Source organism: Streptococcus sp. FDAARGOS_522 (assembly GCF_003812445.1).
Taxonomy (GTDB): Bacteria; Bacillota; Bacilli; order Lactobacillales; family Streptococcaceae; genus Streptococcus; species Streptococcus agalactiae.
This window is the reverse complement of sequence record NZ_CP033808.1, coordinates 560,931-581,496: the sequence shown is the minus strand read 5'-3', so window position 1 is coordinate 581,496 and position 20,566 is coordinate 560,931. Positions and strand designations below refer to the sequence as shown.

General features: G+C 34.6%; 20 protein-coding genes. 15 read left to right on the top strand and 5 right to left on the bottom strand.

The window, feature by feature from the left end; all coding sequences use genetic code 11:
* Window positions 1-23 precede the first annotated feature (23 nt).
* Entirely contained in the window at window positions 24-635 is a 612-nt protein-coding gene (locus EGX70_RS02915) for a TVP38/TMEM64 family protein (RefSeq protein WP_123947893.1), read from the top strand.
* A 36-nt stretch (window positions 636-671) separates the two neighbouring features.
* Here EGX70_RS02915 and EGX70_RS02910 read toward each other — a convergent pair whose 3' ends face one another.
* From EGX70_RS02910 to EGX70_RS02900, 3 genes are read right to left on the bottom strand one after another with little or no spacing between them, the layout of a single operon-like run.
* Window positions 672-1,454, bottom strand: a complete 783-nt coding sequence (locus tag EGX70_RS02910) for a hypothetical protein (RefSeq protein ID WP_000467138.1) — start codon at window positions 1,452-1,454, stop codon at window positions 672-674.
* Window positions 1,455-1,465: 11 nt separating this feature from the next.
* Entirely contained in the window at window positions 1,466-2,164 is a 699-nt protein-coding gene (locus tag EGX70_RS02905) for an ABC transporter ATP-binding protein (protein WP_000192686.1), read from the bottom strand.
* Window positions 2,165-2,533 (bottom strand): GntR family transcriptional regulator, encoded by a 369-nt coding sequence (locus EGX70_RS02900; protein WP_000312256.1) that lies wholly within the window; start codon window positions 2,531-2,533, stop codon window positions 2,165-2,167.
* 144 nt (window positions 2,534-2,677) lie between these two features.
* On the opposite strand from EGX70_RS02900, the gene EGX70_RS02895 reads away from it, so the two are divergent.
* The 9 genes from EGX70_RS02895 to EGX70_RS02850 all read left to right on the top strand — a co-directional run bounded on the left by EGX70_RS02895 (window position 2,678) and on the right by EGX70_RS02850 (window position 14,001).
* The gene (locus EGX70_RS02895) at window positions 2,678-5,782 is read left to right on the top strand and encodes a DNA polymerase III subunit alpha (RefSeq protein ID WP_123947891.1); all 3,105 of its coding nucleotides are present in this window, start codon (window positions 2,678-2,680) and stop codon (window positions 5,780-5,782) included.
* 80 nt (window positions 5,783-5,862) lie between these two features.
* On the top strand, window positions 5,863-6,885 hold the full coding sequence (gene pfkA, locus EGX70_RS02890; protein ID WP_000820831.1) for a 6-phosphofructokinase: 1,023 nt from the start codon (window positions 5,863-5,865) through the stop codon (window positions 6,883-6,885).
* Between the two features lie 48 nt (window positions 6,886-6,933).
* A complete protein-coding gene (pyk, locus tag EGX70_RS02885; RefSeq protein ID WP_001042781.1) occupies window positions 6,934-8,436 on the top strand; it encodes a pyruvate kinase in 1,503 nt (500 codons plus the stop codon).
* Window positions 8,437-8,606: 170 nt separating this feature from the next.
* Complete coding sequence (gene lepB, locus EGX70_RS02880; protein WP_000240773.1) at window positions 8,607-9,164, top strand: signal peptidase I; 558 nt, start codon at window positions 8,607-8,609, stop codon at window positions 9,162-9,164.
* Between the two features lie 268 nt (window positions 9,165-9,432).
* Window positions 9,433-11,247 (top strand): glutamine--fructose-6-phosphate transaminase (isomerizing), encoded by a 1,815-nt coding sequence (glmS, locus tag EGX70_RS02870; protein ID WP_000334317.1) that lies wholly within the window; start codon window positions 9,433-9,435, stop codon window positions 11,245-11,247.
* 162 nt (window positions 11,248-11,409) lie between these two features.
* The gene (locus EGX70_RS02865; RefSeq protein ID WP_000056777.1) at window positions 11,410-11,739 is read left to right on the top strand and encodes a zinc ribbon domain-containing protein YjdM; all 330 of its coding nucleotides are present in this window, start codon (window positions 11,410-11,412) and stop codon (window positions 11,737-11,739) included.
* A gap of 134 nt (window positions 11,740-11,873) precedes the next feature.
* Window positions 11,874-12,515, top strand: a complete 642-nt coding sequence (locus tag EGX70_RS02860) for an amino acid ABC transporter permease (RefSeq protein ID WP_000120401.1) — start codon at window positions 11,874-11,876, stop codon at window positions 12,513-12,515.
* Between the two features lie 9 nt (window positions 12,516-12,524).
* Complete coding sequence (locus EGX70_RS02855; protein ID WP_000891276.1) at window positions 12,525-13,154, top strand: amino acid ABC transporter ATP-binding protein; 630 nt, start codon at window positions 12,525-12,527, stop codon at window positions 13,152-13,154.
* A gap of 13 nt (window positions 13,155-13,167) precedes the next feature.
* Window positions 13,168-14,001, top strand: a complete 834-nt coding sequence (locus EGX70_RS02850; protein ID WP_000955376.1) for an amino acid ABC transporter substrate-binding protein — start codon at window positions 13,168-13,170, stop codon at window positions 13,999-14,001.
* A gap of 83 nt (window positions 14,002-14,084) precedes the next feature.
* Here EGX70_RS02850 and rpsT read toward each other — a convergent pair whose 3' ends face one another.
* Both rpsT and coaA read right to left on the bottom strand, forming a co-directional pair.
* Complete coding sequence (rpsT, locus tag EGX70_RS02845) at window positions 14,085-14,333, bottom strand: 30S ribosomal protein S20 (RefSeq protein WP_001872296.1); 249 nt, start codon at window positions 14,331-14,333, stop codon at window positions 14,085-14,087.
* 53 nt (window positions 14,334-14,386) lie between these two features.
* Window positions 14,387-15,307 (bottom strand): type I pantothenate kinase, encoded by a 921-nt coding sequence (gene coaA, locus EGX70_RS02840; RefSeq protein ID WP_001058331.1) that lies wholly within the window; start codon window positions 15,305-15,307, stop codon window positions 14,387-14,389.
* Window positions 15,308-15,412: 105 nt separating this feature from the next.
* Here coaA and EGX70_RS02835 point away from each other — a divergent pair, with 105 nt between their 5' ends.
* From EGX70_RS02835 to EGX70_RS02815, 5 genes are all read left to right on the top strand, one after another.
* Window positions 15,413-16,003, top strand: a complete 591-nt coding sequence (locus EGX70_RS02835; RefSeq protein WP_000002661.1) for a class I SAM-dependent methyltransferase — start codon at window positions 15,413-15,415, stop codon at window positions 16,001-16,003.
* Between the two features lie 325 nt (window positions 16,004-16,328).
* Window positions 16,329-16,718 (top strand): cytidine deaminase, encoded by a 390-nt coding sequence (locus EGX70_RS02830; RefSeq protein ID WP_000526762.1) that lies wholly within the window; start codon window positions 16,329-16,331, stop codon window positions 16,716-16,718.
* Window positions 16,719-16,782: 64 nt separating this feature from the next.
* Window positions 16,783-17,832 carry a BMP family protein gene (locus tag EGX70_RS02825; RefSeq protein WP_123947889.1) on the top strand — a complete coding sequence of 350 codons (1,050 nt, stop codon included), beginning with the start codon at window positions 16,783-16,785 and terminating at the stop codon, window positions 17,830-17,832.
* A gap of 144 nt (window positions 17,833-17,976) precedes the next feature.
* Window positions 17,977-19,512: an ABC transporter ATP-binding protein gene (locus tag EGX70_RS02820; RefSeq protein WP_000193235.1), complete on the top strand. Its 1,536-nt coding sequence runs from the start codon at window positions 17,977-17,979 to the stop codon at window positions 19,510-19,512.
* Complete coding sequence (locus EGX70_RS02815) at window positions 19,505-20,566, top strand: ABC transporter permease (protein ID WP_000036988.1); 1,062 nt, start codon at window positions 19,505-19,507, stop codon at window positions 20,564-20,566. The genes EGX70_RS02820 and EGX70_RS02815 overlap by 8 nt, the downstream gene beginning before the upstream one ends.

The following is a 20,566-nucleotide window of genomic DNA, read 5'->3' as shown; positions in this document are numbered from 1 at the left end:
AACAGTTGTGTTATGATTAAAGCATGAATATGAAATTATCAAAACGTTACCGCTTTTGGCAGAAGGTTATTAAGGCTTTGGGTGTCTTAGCGTTAATAGCGACTCTTGTCTTAGTTGTTTATTTGTACAAACTTGGTATTTTGAATGATAGCAATGAATTAAAAGACCTAGTACACAAGTATGAATTTTGGGGTCCAATGATTTTTATTGTGGCTCAAATTGTACAGATTGTTTTTCCAGTAATTCCTGGAGGTGTTACAACAGTAGCAGGTTTCTTAATTTTTGGTCCTACCTTAGGCTTTATTTATAACTATATTGGGATTATCATCGGAAGTGTCATCCTTTTTTGGTTAGTCAAATTTTATGGACGAAAATTCGTTTTGCTATTTATGGATCAGAAGACATTTGATAAATATGAGTCTAAGCTAGAAACATCCGGATATGAAAGGTTTTTTATCTTTTGTATGGCATCTCCCATTTCACCAGCGGACATCATGGTGATGATTACCGGTCTATCTAATATGTCTATTAAGCGCTTTGTGACAATCATTATGATAACGAAACCTATTTCTATCATCGGTTATAGCTATTTGTGGATTTATGGCGGTGATATTTTGAAAAATTTTTTGAATTAAAAATAAAAAAAGGTTGGAGATATATCTCCAATCTTTTTATTGTATATTAAGTTTGTACTTAATAATAGAGTGTGTCAACATATAGAATATAGCAATTTCAACAATGCTAACAAGTATATTGTAGAGCAATACAGGTTGAGAGAATGTTGCATTTGCATGAGAGTTGAATAAATCAATATGAAAAATACTATCTATTATTAATGTTAAGAAAGTAATTAAGAGTGATATTCCAAAATAAGAAACAATTCCCATCAATACACGTTTGTTTGTAAATAATTGCCCTACAGCGATAGAGAGATAAATCAGTAATGTCCCTGCAACGTACGATAGAAAGAAATAGGCGATAAAAAGTGGAGCGTTCGAAGATGAAATAATTTTATAGATTTCTGGAAAAGCGACAACGAACTGACCAATACCTACTAAAGGTAATATGACCAATATGATTCCAATAATGACAATAAAAATATTAAAAATACTCCAAAGAAGAGAAGCTAGTAGCTTTGAACAAATAATCTGATTCGTAGTTACTGGGAGCGTTAAGGTTAGATATCCTTGACGGCCGAAGATATTGCTATAAAAACGTTTGATAATAATAGCAAGGGTGGATAACAGAGATCCTGAAATAACCATCGCTAACAATAAAACGAGTATTATAGTGAATATTTGGGCGCTAGTACTATTAGTATCAGTAGAAAAATTGCCGCCAAGTGCCTTTAATACCAGTCCTAAAATAATAGATACTAATAAAACCGCAGCGTTGAGTGTTAGATACCACTTACCAACTGATTTTAATTCATATTTTAATAATTTTCCAAACATATCAATCTCCTTTATTTCTTGAATCTTTCACGAAAGAGAGCATCAATCGAACAGTTGTGCTCTTCTCTTAAGTCATCAGCATTGCCTTGTAGGTCAATTTCTCCTTCTTTAAGGAAGATAACTTCATCAAGGATAGGTTCAATGTCAGAAATTAAGTGAGTCGAAATTAAAACAGAAGCATCATTAGAGTAGTTGCTAATGATTGTTTTTAAAATGTAGTCACGCGCTGCAGGGTCTACACCACCAATAGGTTCATCAAGGATGTAGAGCCTAGCTTTACGACTCATAACAAGTATTAATTGAACTTTTTCCTTGTTCCCTTTTGATAGGTTTTTTAGACGTTCCCTAGGATTTAGGTTAAGATCCTCAAATAGTTGATATGCTACCTTTGAATCAAAATCGTTATAGAAATCTTCAAATAATGTAACGACGTCTTTGATTTTCATATTTTCTTGTAAATATGAAGTATCAGGGAGATATGAAATAATTTTTTTGGTTTCAACAGACGGTCTGTAACCATCAATAACGATATCTCCCTTATCTGGCTGAAGTAATCCATTTATCATTTTGATGATTGTTGTTTTTCCGCTACCATTTGGACCTAATAAACCTATAATCTTTCCTGTTGGAATACTTACAGTCACATCATTAACAGCAGTATGTTTGTGATATTTCTTTGTAACATGATGAAGTTGTAATAACTGTGTCATTTAATTAATCTCCTTTATAAAATGATCGAGAGCAACCGTAATTTCATCTAATTTATATCCTATTTTTTTCATGTTGTTGACAAAAGTTGCTAACTCTGCTTTTGCAACTTGTTGACGAATTTTACCAATTAGTAAGTTGTCTTCTGTAACAAAGCGTCCGGAAGTACGTTGTGAGAATACCATTCCTTCACGTTCCAATTCAGTGAAGGCACGTTGCATGGTATTTGGGTTAACACCAGCTTCTTGAGCTAACTCTCTCACGGTAGGCAATTGGTCACCACTTTTTATTTCTTGACTAACAATTTGCATCTTTATATGTTCAGCAATTTGTGAATAAATAGGTGATTTTTCATTGAATTCCCAAGCCATAGATAACTCCTTTCATAATCTTGTACTTTTTGTACTATAAAAATAGTACAAAAAAATATTTGAAATGTCAAGGAATTATCATTGAGACTTTAATCGTTTATTGTTTCATAGTATAATAGTAAAAAATCGTAAAAAGGGGCTACTATGTTTGCACAACTTGATACAAGAACCGTTTATTCTTTTATGGATAGCTTGGTTGATTTAAAGACATATGTCTCTAAATCGAAATCATTAGGATATCAAACTATTGGTATCTTGGACCACAGTAATCTTTATGCAGCATATCATTTTATTCAAGAGGCGCAAAAGGCAAACCTAAGACCAATAGTTGGATTTAGCTTTGATATAGTGGTTGAAAATAGATCAATAGAAGTTTACTGTATTGCGATAAATACAGTTGGTTATAAGAATCTCTTGAAGTTGTCAACGGCTCAAATGTCTGAGAAGATGTCTCTAAATTTATTGACAGAACATCTTGAAGGGGTGCAATTGATTCTTCCCTATCAAGATGTTCTTGATCAGCTCAATTTACCCTTTGATTATGTTATTGGTGTTAATTTGACCTCTCCGCAGATTCCATATACCAAACCCATTATAGCCATAGATACTGTTCGATATTTTCAAAAAAATGATATTGAGACATTACAGATGCTTCATGCTATAAGAGATAATGTCCTGTTAAAAGACGCACAATATGCGAGCAAAAATCAAGAATTAAAACCTTGTCAAGAAATGACTCTAGCATTCAAGGAACGTTTTCCTGAAGCTTTAGCTAACCTAGAATCTTTGGTAGAGAATGTTGCTTATCACTTTGATTCTGACTTTAAGTTACCTATTTTTAATAGAGAAATTCCTGCTGGAGAAGAATTAAGAACCTTAACTCAAAATAACTTAAAAAGTAAAGGTTTATGGAGCGATGCTTATCAAGAGCGTCTCGAAAAAGAATTAACAATCATTCACAAAATGGGCTTTGATGACTATTTCCTTATTGTGTGGGATTTATTAAGATTTGGTCGTAGTAAGGGCTACTATATGGGAATGGGACGTGGTTCAGCAGCGGGAAGTTTAGTCTCATATGCTTTAAATATTACCGGTATCGATCCTGTCAAACATAATTTAATTTTTGAACGTTTTTTAAATGAAGAGCGTTATTCGATGCCAGATATTGATATTGATCTTCCGGATATTTATCGTGGAGAATTCTTGCGCTATGTACGTAATCGATATGGTTCAATGCATTCTGCACAGATTGTAACCTTCTCAACTTTTGGTGCGAAACAGGCTATTCGAGATGTTTTTAAACGCTTTGGTGCATCAGAGTATGAGTTAACAAACATAACTAAAAAAATTCATTTCAGAGATAATTTGACCAGTGTTTATAACCGCAACTTAGCTTTCAGACAAATAATAGATAGTAAAATTGAATACCAAAAAGCCTATGATATTGCTAAGCGTATTGAAGGAAATCCTAGACAGACTTCTATTCATGCCGCTGGGGTAGTAATGAGTGACGATTTGTTAACAGATCATATTCCTTTAAAAAACGGTGAGGATATGATGATAACGCAATATGATGCTAGTTCTGTTGAGGATAATGGTCTTCTAAAAATGGACTTTCTAGGTCTTCGAAATTTGACATTTGTTCAGAAAATGAAGGAGAAAGTCGATAAGGACTACGGTATCTCTATACAATTAGAAACTATTGATTTAGAAGATAAAGAGACTCTAAAACTATTTGCAGCTGGTCAAACAAAGGGGATTTTTCAATTTGAGCAAAGTGGAGCTATTAATTTGTTGCGACGTATTAGGCCAGAGTGTTTTGAAGATGTGGTAGCTACCACCAGCTTGAATAGGCCTGGTGCAAGTGATTATACTGAGAATTTTATAAACCGTCGTTTTGGTAAAGAAAAAATCGATTTAGTAGATCCTGTCATAGCTCCAATTTTACAACCTACCTATGGCATAATGCTCTATCAAGAACAGGTTATGCAGATTGCCCAGACCTACGCAGGTTTTACGCTAGGCAAGTCTGATTTGCTCAGACGTGCTATGTCTAAGAAAAATTCTAAGGAGATGCAAAAGATGTCTCAATCCTTCTTAGAGGGTGCAGTATCTAAGGGACATCGTCAAGAAGATGCTCGACTTATATTTGAACGCATGGCTAAATTTGCAGGTTATGGGTTTAATCGCAGCCATGCGTTTGCTTATTCGGCTTTAGCTTTTCAATTAGCCTATTTCAAAGCCCATTATTCCGATGTCTTTTATGACATCATGATAAATTATTCAAATAGTGATTATCTAATCGATGCTATTGATTTGGGTTTTGTTATTGAAAAACCTTCAATTAATACTATTTCATACAGAGACCGCATCTATAAAAAGAAAATTTATTTAGGTTTAAAAAATATTAAGGGTGTTCCTAACGATTTGGCTTATTGGATTTCTAAAAATCAACCGTTTCAGAGTATTGAAGATTTTCTAATGAGGCTGCCACAGCAGTTTCAAAAAAGTGGTTTTATTTCTCCGCTAATTGCTATTGGAGCATTTGACGAATTTGATAATAATAGACGGAAAATCACCTCTAATCTTGATTCTTTATTTACATTTGTAAATGAACTAGGTAGTTTATTTGCAGATACCTCATATCATTGGCTAGAAGTAGAAGATTTCTCTAATTCTGAGAAATATGAAATGGAACAAGATATCTTAGGAGTAGGAATCAGCCCGCACCCTTTAGTGGGGATTTCACAAAAAGCTAGCCGTCCGTTTATACCAATTAGTCAAGTTCAAGAAAATAGCGAAGCTACTATTTTAGTTCAGCTAAAGCAGGTCAAAGTTATTAGGACAAAAAGTTCTGGGCAACAAATGGCTTTCTTGACTGTTATGGATATTAATTCAAAAATGGATATTACTGTTTTTCCTGAAACTTTCAATATTGTAAGAGATGATTTACAAGAAGGGAAATATTATTACTTGCATGGAAAAATTCAGAAGCGAGATGAGCGATTACAGATGGTTTTAAACGGTGTTCAAGAAGCAACGGAGGAACGTTTTTGGATACTTCTAAAAAATCATGATAACGACAAAAAAATATCGGAAATATTGTCCAAATACAAAGGGCATATTCCTGTCTATTTGCATTATGAAACAACTAAAGAAACTATCCAAAGCAAAGTACATTTGGTTAGAAAAGATAGTGGCTTAGCCCTTGATTTATCTGAATTTGTTGTGAAAACGGTTTATCAATAAAATTGCATATAAAGTGCAGAAATTTACAAATTAATATGCTATAATTAAATCGTTAAATTAATAAAAGGAGTACCAATTAAATGAAACGTATTGCTGTTTTAACTAGTGGTGGTGACGCCCCTGGTATGAACGCTGCTATCCGTGCAGTTGTTCGTAAAGCAATTTCTGAAGGTATGGAAGTTTACGGCATCAACCAAGGTTACTATGGTATGGTGACAGGGGATATTTTCCCTTTGGATGCTAATTCTGTTGGGGATACTATCAACCGTGGAGGAACGTTTTTACGTTCAGCACGTTATCCTGAATTTGCTGAACTTGAAGGTCAGCTTAAAGGGATTGAACAGCTTAAAAAACACGGTATTGAAGGTGTAGTAGTTATCGGTGGTGATGGTTCTTATCATGGTGCTATGCGTCTAACTGAGCACGGTTTCCCAGCTGTTGGTTTGCCGGGTACAATTGATAACGATATCGTTGGCACTGACTATACTATTGGTTTTGACACAGCAGTTGCGACAGCAGTTGAGAATCTTGACCGTCTTCGTGATACATCAGCAAGTCATAACCGTACTTTTGTTGTTGAGGTTATGGGAAGAAATGCAGGAGATATCGCTCTTTGGTCAGGTATCGCTGCAGGTGCAGATCAAATTATTGTTCCTGAAGAAGAGTTCAATATTGATGAAGTTGTCTCAAATGTTAGAGCTGGCTATGCAGCTGGTAAACATCACCAAATCATCGTCCTTGCAGAAGGTGTTATGAGTGGTGATGAGTTTGCAAAAACAATGAAAGCAGCAGGAGACGATAGCGATCTTCGTGTGACGAATTTAGGACATCTGCTCCGTGGTGGTAGTCCGACGGCTCGTGATCGTGTCTTAGCATCTCGTATGGGAGCGTACGCTGTTCAATTGTTGAAAGAAGGTCGTGGTGGTTTAGCCGTTGGTGTCCACAACGAAGAAATGGTTGAAAGTCCAATTTTAGGTTTAGCAGAAGAAGGTGCTTTGTTCAGCTTGACTGATGAAGGAAAAATCGTTGTTAATAATCCGCATAAAGCGGACCTTCGCTTGGCAGCACTTAATCGTGACCTTGCCAACCAAAGTAGTAAATAAGAATTTGTCAATTTGACACTTTAAATAAAAAGGAGCTCATAAATTATTATGAATAAACGCGTAAAAATCGTTGCAACACTTGGTCCTGCGGTTGAATTCCGTGGTGGTAAGAAGTTTGGTGAGTCTGGATACTGGGGTGAAAGCCTTGACGTAGAAGCTTCAGCAGAAAAAATTGCTCAATTGATTAAAGAAGGTGCTAACGTTTTCCGTTTCAACTTCTCACATGGAGATCATGCTGAGCAAGGAGCTCGTATGGCTACTGTTCGTAAAGCAGAAGAGATTGCAGGACAAAAAGTTGGCTTCCTCCTTGATACTAAAGGACCTGAAATTCGTACAGAACTTTTTGAAGATGGTGCAGATTTCCATTCATATACAACAGGTACAAAATTACGTGTTGCTACTAAGCAAGGTATCAAATCAACTCCAGAAGTGATTGCATTGAATGTTGCTGGTGGACTTGACATCTTTGATGACGTTGAAGTTGGTAAGCAAATCCTTGTTGATGATGGTAAACTAGGTCTTACTGTGTTTGCAAAAGATAAAGACACTCGTGAATTTGAAGTAGTTGTTGAGAATGATGGCCTTATTGGTAAACAAAAAGGTGTAAACATCCCTTATACTAAAATTCCTTTCCCAGCACTTGCAGAACGCGATAATGCTGATATCCGTTTTGGACTTGAGCAAGGACTTAACTTTATTGCTATCTCATTTGTACGTACTGCTAAAGATGTTAATGAAGTTCGTGCTATTTGTGAAGAAACTGGCAATGGACACGTTAAGTTGTTTGCTAAAATTGAAAATCAACAAGGTATCGATAATATTGATGAGATTATCGAAGCAGCAGATGGTATTATGATTGCTCGTGGTGATATGGGTATCGAAGTTCCATTTGAAATGGTTCCAGTTTACCAAAAAATGATCATTACTAAAGTTAATGCAGCTGGTAAAGCAGTTATTACAGCAACAAATATGCTTGAAACAATGACTGATAAACCACGTGCGACTCGTTCAGAAGTATCTGATGTCTTCAATGCTGTTATTGATGGTACTGATGCTACAATGCTTTCAGGTGAGTCAGCTAATGGTAAATACCCAGTTGAGTCAGTTCGTACAATGGCTACTATTGATAAAAATGCTCAAACATTACTCAATGAGTATGGTCGCTTAGACTCATCTGCATTCCCACGTAATAACAAAACTGATGTTATTGCATCTGCGGTTAAAGATGCAACACACTCAATGGATATCAAACTTGTTGTAACAATTACTGAAACAGGTAATACAGCTCGTGCCATTTCTAAATTCCGTCCAGATGCAGACATTTTGGCTGTTACATTTGATGAAAAAGTACAACGTTCATTGATGATTAACTGGGGTGTTATCCCTGTCCTTGCAGACAAACCAGCATCTACAGATGATATGTTTGAGGTTGCAGAACGTGTAGCACTTGAAGCAGGATTTGTTGAATCAGGCGATAATATCGTTATCGTTGCAGGTGTTCCTGTAGGTACAGGTGGAACTAACACAATGCGTGTTCGTACTGTTAAATAATTTTTGAATTCAAACCTATTATTTAAGAATACCTTAAATAATGGGTTTTTTATATGTTTTGCTTTTTATTATTCGATTATTGTGACTAGAATAGGATATGATATTAATAATTACCCTCCTTTTTTTATCTATGAAAACATGATATAATGGAAAAAAGATTAGGAGTAGTTATGGTTAAACGCGATTTTATTAGAAATATTATTTTAGCATTGATTGCTGTATTGATTTTGATTCTCTTGAGATATTTTGTTTTTGCAACCTTTAAAGTACATAAGGATGCTACAAATTCTTATTTTAGCAACGGAGATGTTGTTGTTGTTAATCGTAATAGGACGCCTAAGTACAAAGACTTTATTGTCTATAAGGTTGGAAAGATTTTCTATATTAGTCGTGTTATTGGTGAGCCAAATCAAAAAGTGAGAGTAATGGATGATATTTTATATTTGAATGATGTTTTCAAGGATGAGCCTTACATTGAAAAAATGAAAAATGCTTATTCTGAAAAGAAAGACGGTCAAATGCCCTTTACTTCCGACTTCTCAGTTGAAACATTAACACGAAATAAAGAAAGCAGAGTTCCTAAGGGTTCTTATCTTGTGTTAAATGATAATCGACAAAATAAAAATGATAGTCGAAAATTTGGATTAATCAAAGAGAAAGATATTCGTGGTGTTATTACCTTTAAAGTATACCCTCTAAGTGAATTTGGTTTTACAGCTTCAGAGTAGTAAAAGAATGGTATTATTTGATACCATTCTTTTTATGTAATAAAATGGCTAAGAAATATATTTTTTTAAGATAGATAGAATTTTTGATAGCGTTTATCTCGTTATCACAGAAAATCAAAAAGACTATACCAATTTTTTTATTGACAAACAAAAACATTAATTATATACTGTTTTTGTTACTTTTTAACGGTATATATTAATATATACCAATTCAAAAAGAAAGTTTAGATAGAAAGTATAAGAGAAAGCTCTTATTGGTAATAATAATATGTGTGGTATCGTAGGTGTAGTTGGAAATACAAATGCAACGGATATTTTAATTCAAGGCTTAGAAAAGCTAGAGTACCGAGGATATGACTCAGCAGGTATTTTTGTAGTAGGTGATAACAAAAGTCAACTTGTGAAGTCAGTCGGTCGAATCGCGGAGCTTCAGGCAAAAGTAGGAGATTCTGTTAGTGGTACGACAGGTATCGGTCATACACGTTGGGCAACCCATGGTAAACCTACTGAAGGAAATGCACATCCTCACACTTCAGGATCTGGTCGTTTTGTATTGGTACACAATGGTGTTATTGAAAATTACCTTCAAATTAAAGAAACTTACTTAACAAAACATAACCTCAAGGGTGAAACTGATACAGAAATAGCTATTCATTTAGTTGAACACTTTGTTGAAGAAGATAACTTATCAGTGCTTGAAGCCTTTAAAAAAGCCTTACATATTATAGAAGGATCATACGCATTTGCTCTTATTGATTCTCAAGATGCTGATACGATTTACGTAGCTAAAAATAAATCACCTCTTCTAATAGGTTTGGGAAATGGTTATAATATGGTGTGTTCAGATGCCATGGCTATGATACGTGAGACAAGTGAATATATGGAAATCCACGATAAAGAACTCGTTATTGTTAAAAAAGATAGCGTTGAAGTTCAAGATTATGATGGTAATGTCATTGAACGTGGTAGCTACACAGCAGAGCTTGACTTATCAGATATTGGTAAGGGGACTTATCCATTCTACATGCTTAAAGAAATTGATGAGCAACCAACTGTGATGCGTAAGTTGATTTCAACTTATGCGAACGAATCTGGAGATATGAATGTGGATTCTGATATTATAAAATCAGTCCAAGAAGCAGATCGTCTTTACATATTGGCTGCAGGAACGTCATATCATGCTGGTTTTGCTGCTAAGACCATGATCGAAAAATTAACTGATACACCTGTTGAACTTGGAGTTTCTTCAGAATGGGGTTACAACATGCCACTTTTGAGTAAGAAGCCAATGTTTATTTTACTTAGTCAATCGGGAGAAACAGCAGATAGTAGACAAGTTTTAGTTAAAGCAAACGAAATGGGAATCCCTAGTTTAACTATAACAAATGTGCCTGGCTCAACACTTTCTCGTGAAGCAACCTATACGATGCTCATTCATGCAGGACCTGAAATCGCTGTTGCTTCTACAAAAGCATATACTGCTCAAGTTGCAACGTTAGCTTTCTTAGCAAAAGCGGTAGGAGAAGCAAATGGTAAGGCAGAAGCAAAAGATTTTGATTTGGTTCATGAATTGTCAATTGTAGCACAATCAATTGAAGCGACCTTATCAGAAAAAGATGTTATCTCTGAGAAGGTAGAGCAGTTGTTAATCTCGACACGTAATGCCTTCTACATTGGTCGTGGTAACGACTATTATGTTACAATGGAGGCTGCACTGAAGCTAAAAGAGATTTCTTATATTCAGACAGAAGGTTTTGCTGCAGGTGAATTAAAACATGGTACAATTTCGTTGATTGAAGACAATACTCCTGTTATTGCTTTAATATCTGCTGATTCAACTATTGCAGCGCATACTCGTGGAAATATCCAAGAAGTTGTTTCTCGCGGAGCAAATGCTTTGATTATTGTAGAAGAAGGGTTGGAACGTGAAGGTGATGATATTATTGTTAATAAAGTTCACCCATTCTTATCAGCCATTTCAATGGTTATTCCGACTCAATTAATTGCTTACTATGCTTCATTACAACGTGGCTTAGATGTTGATAAACCACGTAATTTGGCAAAAGCTGTAACTGTTGAATAGACTCGTTACACTAAAATACGCTAATATTAACTACAAAATATTAAAAATTGTAAAAAAGCCTATTTTTGAAGGAAAATAGGCTTTTTCCTATTGTCAAGAAGCCTATAATCAGTTAGAATGTTACTTGCTGACTATTTTATTAATTAATTTAAGGAGAGAAAAATGTCATTACCAAATTGCCCTAAGTGTAACTCTGAATATGTCTATGAAGACGGTATTTTACTGGTTTGTCCAGAATGTGCTTACGAGTGGAATCCAGAAGAAATCGAAGAAGAAGTAGGTTTAATTGTATTGGATAGCAATGGAACGCGCTTATCAGATGGAGATACTGTGACAGTTATTAAGGATTTAAAAGTAAAAGGAGCGCCTAAGGATATTAAGCAAGGCACTCGTGTTAAAAATATTCGTTTAGTTGATGGCGATCATAATATCGATTGTAAAATTGATGGTTTTGGAGCTATGAAACTAAAATCTGAGTTTGTAAAAAAATAGCTTTCAGGCAATTGGCAACGGTCAATTGCTTTTTGAATATGACTTGATTTCATGCATTTTTATTAAAAAAGCTCTATGACATTGGTTTGAATTTTGATATAATGAGAACATCTATTTTTTATTTAGGGGGGACCATGTCTTATATTTTAGAAATCTTACCTAGCTTATTAGTAGGTGCGCAAGTGACATTGCAAGTTTTCTTTATTGTTATTTGTTTATCAATTCCACTTGGTATTGTTGTAGCCTTCCTAATGAAAGTTCATTTTAAGCCGCTTCAATGGCTACTGACAACTTATATTTGGATTATGCGAGGCACGCCTCTGTTATTACAGCTTATCTTTTTTTATTACTTTTTACCAAGTGTAGGGATTTCTTTTGATCGTATGCCAGCTGCGATTATTGCTTTTACGATGAATTATGCAGCTTATTTTGCAGAGATTTTTCGAGGAGGTATTGAGTCTATTCCTAAAGGGCAATATGAAGCTGCAAAGGTATTAAAGTTTTCTAAGTTTCAAACGGTTTGGTACATAGTATTACCTCAAGTCTTCAAAATAGTCTTACCGAGTGTTTTCAATGAAACGATTACTTTAGTGAAAGATTCCTCATTGGTTTACATACTTGGTGTGGGCGACTTACTTCTAGAAAGTAAGACAGCCGCAAATAGGGATGCAACACTTGCACCAATGTTTATAGCAGGTGGTATTTACCTATTATTAATTGGTCTTTTAACTATTTTATCTAAACAAGTTGAAAAGCGTTTTAACTACTATAAATAAGGAGGGACGATGTTAGAATTAAAAAATATTTCTAAATGCTATGGGCAAAAAGAAATCTTTAAAGATTTCAATCTGACTGTAGAAGAAGGTAAAATTCTCTCTTTAGTAGGACCTTCTGGAGGTGGAAAAACAACACTATTACGTATGTTAGCTGGATTGGAAAAGATTGATTCAGGGACTATTGTTCACGATGGTAAAGAAGTATCTGTTGATCATTTGGAAACACTAAATCTTTTAGGATTCGTCTTCCAAGACTTTCAATTATTCCCACATTTAACAGTATTAGATAATTTGATCCTCTCTCCTGTTAAAACGATGGGATTATCAAAAGAACTTGCTAAAGAAAAAGCCTTAGTATTACTTGAACGCTTGGGACTTAAAGACCATGCTTTAGTCTATCCATTTTCATTATCTGGGGGGCAAAAGCAACGTGTCGCACTAGCTCGTGCGATGATGATTGATCCACAGATTATTGGTTATGATGAGCCAACTAGCGCTCTTGATCCAGAGTTGCGTCAAGAAGTAGAAAAACTAATTTTACAAAATAGAGAAACAGGTATGACACAAATTGTAGTAACACATGATCTTCAATTTGCTGAAAGTATATCTGATACGATTCTCAAAATTAATCCTAAGTAGACTTGGGGGTAGATTGTTGACTCACAAAAATATATTATTAACCATTATATTTGGATTATTTATGATTATATTATCAGCATGTGGTATGTCTAATAAGGAAATGGCTGGTATTGATAATTGGGAACATTATCAAAAGGAAAAGAAAATTACTATTGGATTTGATAATACTTTTGTTCCTATGGGATTTGAAAGTCGTTCTGGTGACTATATCGGCTTTGATATTGATTTAGCTAATGCTGTTTTTAAAGAATACGGTATTTCAGTGAAATGGCAGCCTATTAACTGGGATATGAAAGAAACTGAACTTAATAATGGTAATATAGACCTTATTTGGAATGGTTATTCAAAAACGGCAGAACGTGCTAAAAAAGTCGCTTTTACAAACCCATATATGAATAATCATCAAGTAATTGTTACTAAAACTTCATCACATATTAATAGTATTAAGGATATGAAGGGGAAAAAACTAGGAGCCCAGTCGGGTTCATCTGGTTTTGATGCTTTTAACGCTAAACCTGATATTTTAAAAAAGTTTGTAAAAGGAAAAGAAGCAGTTCAATACGATACTTTCACTCAGGCTTTGATTGATTTAAAAAATAACCGTATTGATGGTCTTTTGATTGATGAAGTTTATGCTAACTATTATTTAAAGCAAGAAGGAAATATAAAAGCTTATTATTTTGTTAAAACTGCTTATCAAGGAGAAAATTTTGTAGTAGGAGCTCGTAAAGTTGATCGTAGACTAATTGAAAAGATTAACAAAGCTTTCAAACAGCTTCATAATAAGGGGAGATTTCAAAAAATCTCTTACAAATGGTTTGGTGAAGATGTTTATAGTAAAGAATAAAAGACTAGGAATTTCTCCTAGTCTTTTATTCTACGAAAAAATTAAATAAAAAACATCGATATATCCGATGTTTTCTAGGTTAATTAACCAAGTTTAGTTGCAAGACGTGCTTTATCGCGGCTTGCTTTGTTTGTGTGAATTAAACCTTTAGAAGCAGCTTTGTCGATGCTTGAAGAAGCAGCGCGGTAAAGTTCTTCTGAAGGGTTAGCTTCAAATGCTTTAATAGCAGTACGCATAGCTGATTTTTGTGCTGAGTTTTTTTCGTTTTGTTTAACGTTAAGTTCAGCGCGTTTGATAGCTGATTTAATATTTGCCAATGTTTTCACCTCCATATTAATCTAACTATATAAGTATATCTAATTAAGTGATTTTTGGCAACCCTTTATCACTTTTTGAGATAAATTTCATCAATTTTATGATGTTTCCCTTTATGAATAATAAAATCAGCCCTATTTCTGGTTGGTTCTATATATTTTTCAAGGTTGACTAAATTAATAGTTTTCCAAATATCTTTAGCTAGTTCCATAGCTTTATGTGGCGGTATTTGTGTGAATTTATGATAGTAATTACTAGGGTCTGCTTCGGCTAATTGTAGAAGACTGTTAAATCGTTGTAAATACCATTCTTCAATTTGTTTATTTTCAGCATCAATGTATATTGAAAAATCAAAATAATCATTCATGTAAAGTCGATGGTTTTGTTGGTTTTGAAAGACATTTATTCCTTCTAAAATTAAAAAATCTGGTGTTTCAATAGTTTGCAATTGATTTGGAACGATATCGTAGATTTCATGAGAATAAATTGGGATTTTCGCGGTTATACCGTTCTTTATAGTATCTAAGAAATTTAGAAGTGACTCCATATCATAGGATTCCGGGAAACCTTTACGGTTTAAAATTCCATTTTGTATGAGTTTCTCGTTAGGATATAAAAAGCCATCAGTAGTGACTAATTCGACGTGACTATCTTTAAAAGTTCGTGAAATTAGTAATTGTAGTAAGCGACTGGTAGTTGATTTTCCAACAGCAACTGACCCTGATATGCCGATAATAAAAGGACGTTGATAATTTTCCTTTTTAAGAAATATTGCTTTAGAAAAAGATAAATTTTCTTGACTACGTTTATAGATTTGAATAAGGTTAATTAAAGGAAGGTAGATGTCAATAACATCTTGAATATTAATATTATCGTTTAAGCTTTTGATAGATTCAAGCTCTTTTTCAGTTAGTAAAGCTTGGGATTGCTGATGTAAGTCCTTCCAATTTTCTCTGGAAATACGGTCGAAATTAATAAATTCATTATTCATGTCAAACTCCTATATGAAAGCTATTATAACATTTTATTGAGTGATTGAAAACCGTTTCAAAATATGGTAAAATAATATGGCGAAATTGGAGGGTTAGAATTATTTATGGCTAATATGTATTATACAGAGAATCCTAATGTTGAACATGATATTCATGAGCTAAATGTCAAATTATTAGGAGAATCATTCAGTTTTTTAACTGATGCAGGAGTTTTCTCTAAAAGAATGATAGATTATGGTAGTCAAGTCCTTCTAAATAGTTTACATTTTGAAAAAAATAAATCCTTGTTAGACCTTGGGTGTGGATACGGTCCGCTGGGAATTTCTCTAGCCAAAGTGCAAGGAGTTAAAGCAACTATGGTTGACATTAATACGAGAGCATTGGAATTAGCTAAGAAAAATGCAACACGCAATGGAGTAGTAGTTGAAGTCTTTCAGTCAAACATTTATGAAAATATTTCTAAAACTTTCGACTATATTATAAGCAACCCACCTATTCGTGCTGGAAAGCAAGTTGTTCATTCTATTATCGAAGAAAGTATCTGTTACCTTAATACAGGCGGTAGCCTTACCATTGTCATTCAAAAGAAACAAGGCGCTCCAAGTGCAAAAGCTAAAATGCTAGATACTTTTGGTAATTGCGATATTTTAAAAAAAGATAAGGGATATTATATATTGAGAAGTGAAAAAGTCTAAATGATATCCCTAAAGCGTAAAAATAATAAATAGTTCGGATAATAACTATCGTATTATTTTTTGGAAAGGTTTTCTCTAAAAATGTTTTCTTTAAATTCCGTATAAGATAAAAAGAATTCTGCTTTTTATTCTGAAAATTATAAAAAACTACTTACATTATCTAAAAAAAATGGTAAAATAGATTCAGCTAAAATACCAAGACTAATGAAACTACAAGACTTGGTTACTCAATAATAAATACTTCTGTGTTTGATAAGAAGATAATAAACGTGTTCTAAAAATTTTGCCAGTAAACATTATGAAGCGAAAGGTGCAGCTACTAAAAATGGGAAATATAGAGTTGAAAAAATTGGCTGTAAAAGCGAGTGAAAATGCATACGTTCCTTACTCGAAATTTCCAGTAGGCGCAGCATTGCGTACAGCAGAAGGAAAAATATTTACAGGATGTAACGTTGAAAATATCAGTTATGGATTAGCAAACTGTGCTGAGCGTACTGCAATTTTTAAAGCTGTTTCAGAAGGTTATAAAGATTTTTCGGAAATTGCTATTTATGGAAATACTGAAGAACCAATTTCTCCTTGCGGTGCATGCCGTCAAGTGATGGTGGAATTTTTTAATAAGAATGCTAAAGTTACATTGATTGCTAAAAATGGTAAGACGGTCGAGACGACGGTCGGTGAGTTGTTACCATACTCGTTTGTTGATTTAAAATAATTTAAATCAGTTGCTCTTTTAAGCATTTAGCTTAAATATTAAGTTTTTTAGGAGGGTTCATTTCATGAACAAAAAAATTGCCGGGATCGGCTTGGCTTCGATTGCAGTACTTAGTTTAGCTGCATGTGGACATCGTGGTGCTTCTAAATCTGGTGGTAAATCAGATAGCTTGAAGGTTGCAATGGTAACAGATACCGGTGGTGTTGATGATAAATCATTTAACCAATCTGGTTGGGAAGGTATGCAAGCTTGGGGCAAGAAGAATGGCCTTAAAAAAGGAGCTGGTTTTGACTATTTCCAATCGGCAAGTGAATCTGATTATGCAACTAACTTAGATACAGCTGTGTCTAGTGGTTATAAATTGATTTTCGGTATTGGATTTTCTCTTCATGATGCTATTGATAAAGCAGCAGACAATAACAAAGATGTTAATTACGTCATCGTTGATGATGTTATTAAAGGGAAAGATAATGTTGCAAGTGTTGTCTTTGCGGATAATGAATCAGCTTACTTAGCAGGTATTGCAGCCGCTAAAACTACCAAAACAAAAACAGTTGGCTTTGTAGGTGGTATGGAATCTGAGGTTATTACCCGTTTGGAAAAAGGTTTTGAAGCAGGTGTCAAATCAGTTGATAAATCAATTAAAATTAAAGTTGACTATGCTGGTTCATTCGGTGATGCTGCTAAGGGTAAGACAATTGCAGCCGCACAATATGCTTCTGGCGCAGATATTGTTTATCAAGTAGCTGGTGGAACTGGTGCAGGTGTATTCAGTGAAGCAAAATCACGCAATGAATCTTTAAAAGAAGCTGACAAAGTTTGGGTATTAGGTGTAGACCGTGACCAAGCAGCAGAAGGTAAGTATACTTCTAAAGATGGTAAGGCTTCTAACTTTGTTTTGGCTTCATCAATTAAAGAAGTTGGAAAATCAGTTGAATTGATTGCTACTAAAACAAGTAAAGGTAAATTCCCAGGTGGTAATGTAACAACTTATGGTTTGAAGGATGGTGGAGTTGATATAGCAACTACAAACCTTTCAGATGACGCCGTTAAAGCGATTAAAGAGGCTAAAGCTAAAATTATTTCAGGAGATATCAAAGTTCCTAGCAAATAATATCTTTAAGAACTTTCAAAAAAGCGATTAGAAATCGCTTTTTTGAAGCTGAGATAAACTTATATCTCAGTAAAATCCATCAGTCGTTAACGATTGGTGGATTTTACTGAACTATAAATGAATTTTTCTGAAAGGGAGAACCACATGACACAGAATGTCATTGAAATGAAAGAAATCACTAAGAAATTCGGTGATTTTGTGGCAAATGATCATATCAATTTGACGGTTGAAAAAGGTGAGATACATGCTCTGCTTGGCGAAAACGGTGCAGGGAAATCAACTTTAATGAACATGTTAGCAGGTTTACTAGAACCAACAGACGGTCAAATTTTTATTAATGGTCAGCCTGTAACTATTGATTCACCTTCCAAATCGTCACAATTGGGGATTGGTATGGTACATCAGCATTTCATGCTTGTTGAAGCATTTACTGTAGCTGAAAATATTGTTCTAGGAAATGAAACCACCCAAAATGGTGTTTTAGACATTAAGACAGCAGCTAAAGAAATAAAGGAACTATCAGAGAAATATGGTTTGTCAGTAAATCCAAATGCTAAAATATCTGATATTTCTGTAGGAGCACAGCAGCGTGTTGAAATTTTGAAGACACTTTATCGCGGTGCAGATATTTTAATTTTTGATGAGCCGACGGCGGTGCTTACACCATCAGAAATAAAAGAATTGATGACAATTATGAAGAGCCTTGTTAAAGAAGGCAAATCCATTATACTAATTACCCATAAATTGGATGAAATTCGGGCAGTTGCTGATAAAGTTACTGTGATTCGCCGTGGTAAAAGTATTGAAACAGTCCCTGTTGCAGGCGCAAGTTCTCAACAACTGGCGGAAATGATGGTTGGACGATCTGTTTCCTTCAGAACTGAAAAAAAGGAAGCTAATCCGACTGACATAATCCTTTCTGTAAAGGATTTAGTTGTAGAAGAAAATAGAGGCGGCGTTCTAGCTGTTAAAAATCTGTCGTTAGATGTTCGAGCAGGTGAAATTGTAGGTATAGCTGGTATTGATGGTAATGGACAAAGTGAATTAATTCAAGCTATTACAGGTTTAAGAAAGGTAACTTCTGGTCAAATTGTAATTAAAGGTAAAGATGTCACAAAATTTTCAAGTCGACAAATTACAGAATTAAGTGTAGGTCATGTTCCAGAAGATCGTCATAGAGATGGTTTGGTTCTAGATATGACGATGGCAGAAAATTTAGCTTTACAAACTTATTATAAAGAGCCATTGAGTCATAAAGGTATCCTTAATTTTGCTAAAATTAAAGAGTATGCTCGTCAATTAATGACAGAATTTGATGTGCGTGGTGCTGGTGAACATGTTTTAGCAAGAGGATTTTCTGGTGGTAACCAACAAAAAGCAATTATTGCTCGTGAAGTGGATCGCGATCCAGACCTACTCATTGTTAGCCAACCGACTCGTGGTCTAGATGTTGGTGCTATCGAGTATATTCATAAACGTTTGATTGAAGAGCGCGATAAAGGGAAAGCGGTCTTAGTAGTTAGCTTTGAGTTAGATGAAATCTTAAACTTATCAGATCGTATTGCAGTTATTCATGATGGTAAAATTCAAGGAATTGTTAAACCCGACCAAACCAACAAGCAAGAATTGGGTATTTTGATGGCTGGTGGAAAAATTGAAAAGGAGGAGAGAGATGTCTAAGAAGGCGCAAAAAATTGCAGTTCCTCTGATTTCAGTTGTACTAGGAATCATTCTAGGAGCTATTATTATGCTGATATTTGGTTATGATCCACTTTGGGGTTATGAGGGATTGTTCCAAACAGCATTCGGTAGTATAAAAAATATTGGTGAAATTTTCCGTGCAATGGGACCATTAATTTTAATTGCTCTAGGTTTCTCAGTTGCCAGTCGTGCAGGTTTCTTTAATATTGGACTTCCAGGGCAAGCCTTATCAGGATGGATTGCCGCAGGTTGGTTCGCTCTTTCACACCCAGATATGCCACGTCCAGCAATGATTCTTTGTACTATTATTATTGGTATCGTTGCTGGGGGAATCACTGGAGCTATTCCAGGTATTCTCAGAGCATACCTTGGAACAAGTGAAGTTATTGTAACTATTATGATGAACTATATTGTTCTTTATTCAGGAAATGCTATTGTACAACGTGTTTTCCCAAAAAGCATTATGCGTACAAGTGACTCGAGTGTATATGTTTCTGCCAATGCATCATACCAGACAGATTGGTTATCTAGTTTAACGAATAATTCACGTATCAATATTGGTATCTTCATTGCTATTATTGCAGTTGTGTTAGTTTGGTTCCTATTAAATAAAACAACGCTTGGATTTGAAATTCGTTCAGTTGGTTTAAATCCAAATGCTAGTGAGTACGCTGGTATGTCTGCAAAGCGTACAATTATTCTATCAATGATTATTTCTGGAGCTTTTGCAGGACTTGGTGGTGTTGTTGAAGGACTAGGTACATTTGAGAATGTATTTGTACAGCCATCCTCGTTAGCTATTGGCTTTGACGGTATGGCAGTAAGTCTACTCGCAGCGAATAGTCCAATAGGTATTTTATTTGCAGCATTTCTATTTGGTGTTCTAAGTGTTGGTGCGCCTGGTATGAACATTGCAGGTATTCCACCTGAGTTAATTAAAGTTGTAACAGCTTCAATCATCTTCTTCGTAGGTGTCCATTACATTATTGAGTATGTTATTAAACCTAAAAAACAAATGAAAGGTGGTAAGTAA

Excerpts from the sequence above, each read along its gene's own strand:
- EGX70_RS02905 (WP_000192686.1), bottom strand. The coding sequence starts at position 2,164 with ATGACACAGTTATTACAACTTCATCATGTTACAAAGAAATATCACAAA.
- EGX70_RS02815 (WP_000036988.1), top strand. The coding sequence starts at position 19,505 with ATGTCTAAGAAGGCGCAAAAAATTGCAGTTCCTCTGATTTCAGTTGTA.
- EGX70_RS02915 (WP_123947893.1), top strand. The coding sequence starts at position 24 with ATGAATATGAAATTATCAAAACGTTACCGCTTTTGGCAGAAGGTTATT.
- pyk (WP_001042781.1), top strand. The coding sequence starts at position 6,934 with ATGAATAAACGCGTAAAAATCGTTGCAACACTTGGTCCTGCGGTTGAA.
- EGX70_RS02865 (WP_000056777.1), top strand. The coding sequence starts at position 11,410 with ATGTCATTACCAAATTGCCCTAAGTGTAACTCTGAATATGTCTATGAA.
- EGX70_RS02825 (WP_123947889.1), top strand. The coding sequence starts at position 16,783 with ATGAACAAAAAAATTGCCGGGATCGGCTTGGCTTCGATTGCAGTACTT.
- coaA (WP_001058331.1), bottom strand. The coding sequence starts at position 15,307 with ATGAATAATGAATTTATTAATTTCGACCGTATTTCCAGAGAAAATTGG.
- EGX70_RS02835 (WP_000002661.1), top strand. The coding sequence starts at position 15,413 with ATGGCTAATATGTATTATACAGAGAATCCTAATGTTGAACATGATATT.
- glmS (WP_000334317.1), top strand. The coding sequence starts at position 9,433 with ATGTGTGGTATCGTAGGTGTAGTTGGAAATACAAATGCAACGGATATT.
- EGX70_RS02910 (WP_000467138.1), bottom strand. The coding sequence starts at position 1,454 with ATGTTTGGAAAATTATTAAAATATGAATTAAAATCAGTTGGTAAGTGG.
- lepB (WP_000240773.1), top strand. The coding sequence starts at position 8,607 with ATGGTTAAACGCGATTTTATTAGAAATATTATTTTAGCATTGATTGCT.
- rpsT (WP_001872296.1), bottom strand. The coding sequence starts at position 14,333 with ATGGAGGTGAAAACATTGGCAAATATTAAATCAGCTATCAAACGCGCT.
- EGX70_RS02895 (WP_123947891.1), top strand. The coding sequence starts at position 2,678 with ATGTTTGCACAACTTGATACAAGAACCGTTTATTCTTTTATGGATAGC.
- EGX70_RS02860 (WP_000120401.1), top strand. The coding sequence starts at position 11,874 with ATGTCTTATATTTTAGAAATCTTACCTAGCTTATTAGTAGGTGCGCAA.
- EGX70_RS02855 (WP_000891276.1), top strand. The coding sequence starts at position 12,525 with ATGTTAGAATTAAAAAATATTTCTAAATGCTATGGGCAAAAAGAAATC.
- pfkA (WP_000820831.1), top strand. The coding sequence starts at position 5,863 with ATGAAACGTATTGCTGTTTTAACTAGTGGTGGTGACGCCCCTGGTATG.
- EGX70_RS02820 (WP_000193235.1), top strand. The coding sequence starts at position 17,977 with ATGACACAGAATGTCATTGAAATGAAAGAAATCACTAAGAAATTCGGT.
- EGX70_RS02900 (WP_000312256.1), bottom strand. The coding sequence starts at position 2,533 with ATGGCTTGGGAATTCAATGAAAAATCACCTATTTATTCACAAATTGCT.
- EGX70_RS02830 (WP_000526762.1), top strand. The coding sequence starts at position 16,329 with ATGGGAAATATAGAGTTGAAAAAATTGGCTGTAAAAGCGAGTGAAAAT.